We start from the raw sequence: 4,734 nt of genomic DNA, 5'->3' as shown, positions 1-4,734 counted from the left end.
GATGCCTACACCAAGGAAACCGGCGTGCAGGTCAAGTTCGCGACCGACAAGGAAGGCCCGCTGATGGCGCGCCTCAAAGCCGAAGGCCGCAACACCCCCGCCGATCTGTTCATGACCGTGGATGCCGGCAACCTCTGGCAAGCAGCGCAAGAGGACTTGCTCAAGCCGGTCAATTCCAAGGTGCTCGCCGCCAACATCCCGGCACATCTGCGCGATCCGGCCAATAAGTGGTTTGGCCTGTCGGTGCGGGCGCGTACCCTGGTGTACAACCGCAACAAGGTCAAGCCTGGTGAACTCGCCACCTATGAAGACCTGGCCAGCCCTAAATGGAAAGGGCACCTGTGCCTGCGCACCTCCAAAAAGGTTTACAACCAGTCGCTGGTGGGCATGATGATGTCTGAGCATGGCGAAGAGAAAACCGAACAGATCGTGCGCGGCTGGGTCGCCAACCTAGCCACCGCCCCGTTCCCGGACGATACCCTGGCGATGGAAGCCGTGGCCGCAGGGTTGTGCGATGTCACGGTGGTCAACACCTACTACTTCGGCCGCCTGATCGCGAAGAAACCAGACCTGCCACTGGCCATTTTCTGGCCGAACCAGAAACTGTCCAACGCCGCCGCTGGTGTTCATGTCAATATCTCGGGCGCGGGCCTGACCCGTTATGCCAAGCACGAAGCCGCCGCCATCAAGCTGCTGGAATGGCTGTCGTCGGAAACGGCGCAAAACCTGTATGCCGATGTCGATCTGGAATACCCCGCCAATCCCAAAGTGAAGGCCGACGCCACCGTCGCCGCTTGGGGCACCTTCAAACCCAACCTGATCAATGTCGCGCAAGCCGGGGCCTTGCAGGCCAAAGCGGTGATGCTGATGGACCGGGCCGGTTTCAAATAAGCCGTTGGCAAACCCCGCCGGATGATCAACGCCCAGAAGGCGCTTAGCCGCTTCGGCCCCAGAGCCACCGCCATCGGGCTGGCCTTGCTGACCCTGATTCCCGTGGTCGTGGTGGCGAGCGCCATGCTGAACCCGGATCAGGCGATCTGGGATCATCTCTGGCGGTATGTGCTGCCGGAGTTGCTGGTCAACACCTTCTGGCTGGCCTTGGGTGTGGGCGTGGGTGTCACCGTGCTGGGCACCGGCCTGGCCTGGCTCACGGCGGCGTGTGAATTTCCGGGCCGCGCGTTCTTCGCCTGGGCCTTGTTGTTACCGCTGGCCTTACCCGCCTACGTCACGGCTTTTGTGTGGATCGGTCTGCTGGACTTCACCGGCGTGCTGCCAACCTGGCTGCGCGCCACCTGGGGCATCGGCGCCCTGCCGATCCGGTCCCGTGGCGGCGTCATTCTGATCATGGTGCTGGCGCTTTATCCCTATGTGTACCTGACCGCCCGCACCGCCTTCCAGGGCCAGGGCCGGCGCCTGCTGGAAGCGGCGCAAACCCTCGGCGTCAGCCGCTGGCGTGCCTTTTTTAAAATTGCCTTGCCGATGGCGCGCCCGGGCATCGTCGCGGGTCTGAGTCTGGCGCTGATGGAGACGCTGGCTGATTTCGGCACCGTCGCGGTGTTTAACTACAACACCTTCACCACCGCCATCTACAAAGCCTGGTTTTCGATGTTCTCGCTGCCCGCAGCCAGCCAACTCGCCACCATTCTGGTTTTTTTCGTGCTGGCACTGGTGACGCTGGAACAACTCTCGCGCAACCGCCGCAGCTACGCCACCTCGGCGCGCGGCAGTGGCGGGGCGCAGCGCATTCGCCTGCGCGGCACCGCTGCCACGCTGGCAACCTTGTGCGCGGCCCTTGTTTTTCTGCTCGCCTTTATGGTGCCCATGGTGCAATTGCTGCTCTGGGCCAGCCACATCGTGGCCACCGATCTGGATGCGCGCTACCTGGCTTTTGCCGGGCATTCCCTGTTGCTGGCGGCCCTGGGCGCGGCGCTGGTCGTCAGTCTGGCGCTGGCCCTGGGGTATGCCCAGCGCCTGTATCCCACGCCCGCCATGCAGCTCACCGCCCGGCTGGCCACCATCGGTTATGCGCTGCCCGGCGCGGTGCTGGCGGTCGGCTTTTACGTCCCGGTGGCGGCGCTGGACAACCTGCTGATCGACGCCTGGCGCAGCTGGACCGGCCAGGAGATCGGCCAAATTTTTGGCGGCACGCTGGCCGTGATGTTGCTGGCTTATTGCGCCCGCTTTCTGGCCGTTGGTTTTGGTCCGGTGGAAAGCGGCTTGGCCCGCATCACCCGCACCATGGACGAAGCGGCCCAGGTGCTCGGCAGCACCGGCCTGAAGCGCTTGTCGCGTGTGCACTTGCCGCTGCTGCGTGCGCCCCTGCTGGCCGCTGCTGCCCTGGCCTTTGTGGACATCCTGAAGGAGTTGCCGATCACGCTGATGACCCGCCCCTTCGGTTGGGACACGCTGGCCACCCGGGTTTTTGAGATGACGGCCGAGAGCGAGTGGGAACGCGCCGCCTTGCCCGCCGTCGCGATCTGTCTGGTCGGGCTGCTGCCCATTTTTTTACTGGTAAAACACAGCGATGCTCGCACTTAACCACGTTGCCCAGTCCTACGGGGCCAAACCGGTGCTCTCGGATGTGTCTTTTTCGCTCGCGCCGGGCGAGATTGGCTGTTTGCTGGGCCCCTCGGGCTGTGGCAAAACCACCGCGCTGCGGCTGGTCGCAGGGTTCGAGCAACTGTCGGCGGGTGAGATTCGCATCGGCGGCGAAGTCGTGGCCACCACCACCACAACAACCGCGCCCGCTTGCCACCTGAGCCCGGAGCAACGCCGGGTCGGGCTGGTGTTCCAGGATTACGCCTTGTTCCCGCACCTCAGCGTCGAGAAAAACGTCGCCTTCGGCCTGCATGCGCTGTCCGCAACCGAGCGGCGCCAGCGGGTGGCGGAGATGCTGGCGCTGGTTGGTCTCAGCCACGAAGCCCACGCCCATCCGCACCAACTCTCCGGTGGCCAGCAACAGCGCGTCGCGCTGGCCCGTGCGCTCGCCCCCCGACCGCGCCTGCTGCTGCTGGATGAGCCGTTCTCCAACCTGGACGTGGAACTGCGCGAAAAGCTCTCGCTCGAAGTGCGCGACATTCTCAAACACGAGGCCATCACCGCCCTGCTTGTGACGCACGACCAGCAAGAAGCCTTCGCCATGGCCGACATCGTCGGCGTGATGAACCACGGCGTCATCCAGCAATGGGATACGCCTTACAAGCTCTACCACCAACCGGCCAACCGCTTTGTGGCCGACTTCATCGGGCAGGGCGTGTTGCTGCCAGGCGTTGTGATCAGCAGCCACCAGGTCGAAATCGAACTTGGTGTGCTGGAAGGTACCGTCGATGGCGATTGCGGTGAGGCAGGCGGCTGCGCCCAATGCGAGCAAGGGTGCCCGGTGGATGTGCTGATCCGTCCCGATGACATCATCCACGACGACGCCAGCCCCCTGCTGGCCGAAGTCGAGCGCAAGGCGTTTCGCGGCGCGGATTTTCTCTACACCCTGAAGTTGCCGGGTGGCGGACACGTCCTGGCGCAAGTCGATTCGCACCACAACCACGCCATCGGCGAAAAGATCGGCATCCGCCTGGGCATTGACCACGTGGTGGCGTTTCACAAATAAATGCATCAACCCGCGCCGGGCATTGCCAGCCCGGTGTCGGCCAAGCCTTCAGGGCCGCAGGTCGAATTCGTCACGGACACCCGCCGTGAAGCCCGTAAAATCATCGTTTTACGCGTGAACCACGTGTTTACCCCAACCTCCGGGTGTCGTTCGTCGGCGCCCCTCAAGCCATGTTGACCTTCCAACAAATTATTTTGAAATTGCAATCCTATTGGGATGCTCAAGGCTGCGCGCTGTTGCAGCCCTACGACATGGAAGTGGGCGCCGGCACGTCGCACACCGCCACGTTTTTAAGAGCGCTTGGCCCCGAGCCCTGGAAAGCCGCTTACGTGCAGCCCAGCCGCCGTCCCAAAGATGGCCGCTATGGCGAAAACCCCAACCGCCTGCAGCATTACTACCAATACCAGGTGGTGTTGAAGCCCGCCCCGGCCAATATTCTGGAGCTGTACCTCGGTTCACTCGAAGCGCTGGGCTTTGATTTGAAGAAAAACGACATCCGCTTTGTGGAAGACGATTGGGAAAACCCGACGCTCGGCGCCTGGGGCTTGGGCTGGGAAGTCTGGCTCAACGGCATGGAAGTGACCCAGTTCACCTACTTCCAGCAGGTCGGCGGCATCGACTGCAAGCCGATTACCGGCGAAATCACCTACGGCCTGGAGCGCCTGGCCATGTATTTGCAGGGGGTGGACAGCGTCTACAACCTGCAATGGACCGACACCATGACCTACGGCGACGTGTACTTGCAAAACGAAAAAGAGCAGTCGGCCTACAACTTCGAGCATAGCGATGCCGACTTTTTGTTCACCGCCTTTGCGGCGCACGAAAAGCAGGCCAAGCACTTGATCGAGGTGCAGCTGGCCTTGCCGGCCTACGAGCAAGTGCTCAAGTGCGCGCACAGCTTCAATTTGCTGGACGCCCGTGGCGCCATCAGCGTGACCGAGCGCGCCGCCTACATGGGGCGCATCCGCAATCTGGCGCGCAGCGTCGCCCAGAGTTACCTGGAGAGCCGCGAGCGCCTGGGTTTCCCGATGGCCCCGCCCGAATGGGTCGCCCAGATGCCAAAGAAGGCAGCCTTAGCGCTTCGACAAGCTCAGCCCGAACGGTAAAAAGAACACGACCATGACCACTAA

Annotated in this window: 5 protein-coding genes; all 5 read left to right on the top strand. The window is 62.9% G+C overall.

What is annotated here, in order from left to right; all coding sequences use genetic code 11:
- On the top strand, positions 1-891 hold an 891-nt coding region (locus tag WCG50_RS17615), incomplete at its 5' end, for an extracellular solute-binding protein (protein ID WP_336900900.1).
- 21 nt (positions 892-912) lie between these two features.
- Positions 913-2,538 (top strand): iron ABC transporter permease, encoded by a 1,626-nt coding sequence (locus tag WCG50_RS17610; protein WP_336900899.1) that lies wholly within the window; start codon positions 913-915, stop codon positions 2,536-2,538.
- The gene (locus WCG50_RS17605) at positions 2,525-3,604 is read left to right on the top strand and encodes an ABC transporter ATP-binding protein (RefSeq protein WP_336900898.1); all 1,080 of its coding nucleotides are present in this window, start codon (positions 2,525-2,527) and stop codon (positions 3,602-3,604) included. Before WCG50_RS17610 ends, WCG50_RS17605 begins: the two co-directional genes overlap by 14 nt.
- Positions 3,605-3,781 carry a hypothetical protein gene (locus WCG50_RS17600; protein WP_336900897.1) on the top strand — a complete coding sequence of 59 codons (177 nt, stop codon included), beginning with the start codon at positions 3,605-3,607 and terminating at the stop codon, positions 3,779-3,781.
- Positions 3,775-4,710 carry a glycine--tRNA ligase subunit alpha gene (gene glyQ, locus WCG50_RS17595; protein WP_336900896.1) on the top strand — a complete coding sequence of 312 codons (936 nt, stop codon included), beginning with the start codon at positions 3,775-3,777 and terminating at the stop codon, positions 4,708-4,710. Before WCG50_RS17600 ends, glyQ begins: the two co-directional genes overlap by 7 nt.
- Positions 4,711-4,734 lie beyond the last annotated feature (24 nt).

This window comes from Rhodoferax sp., from assembly GCF_037143375.1.
Taxonomy (GTDB): Bacteria; Pseudomonadota; Gammaproteobacteria; order Burkholderiales; family Burkholderiaceae_C; genus Rhodoferax.
This window is presented reverse-complemented; position numbering and strand designations above follow the sequence as displayed.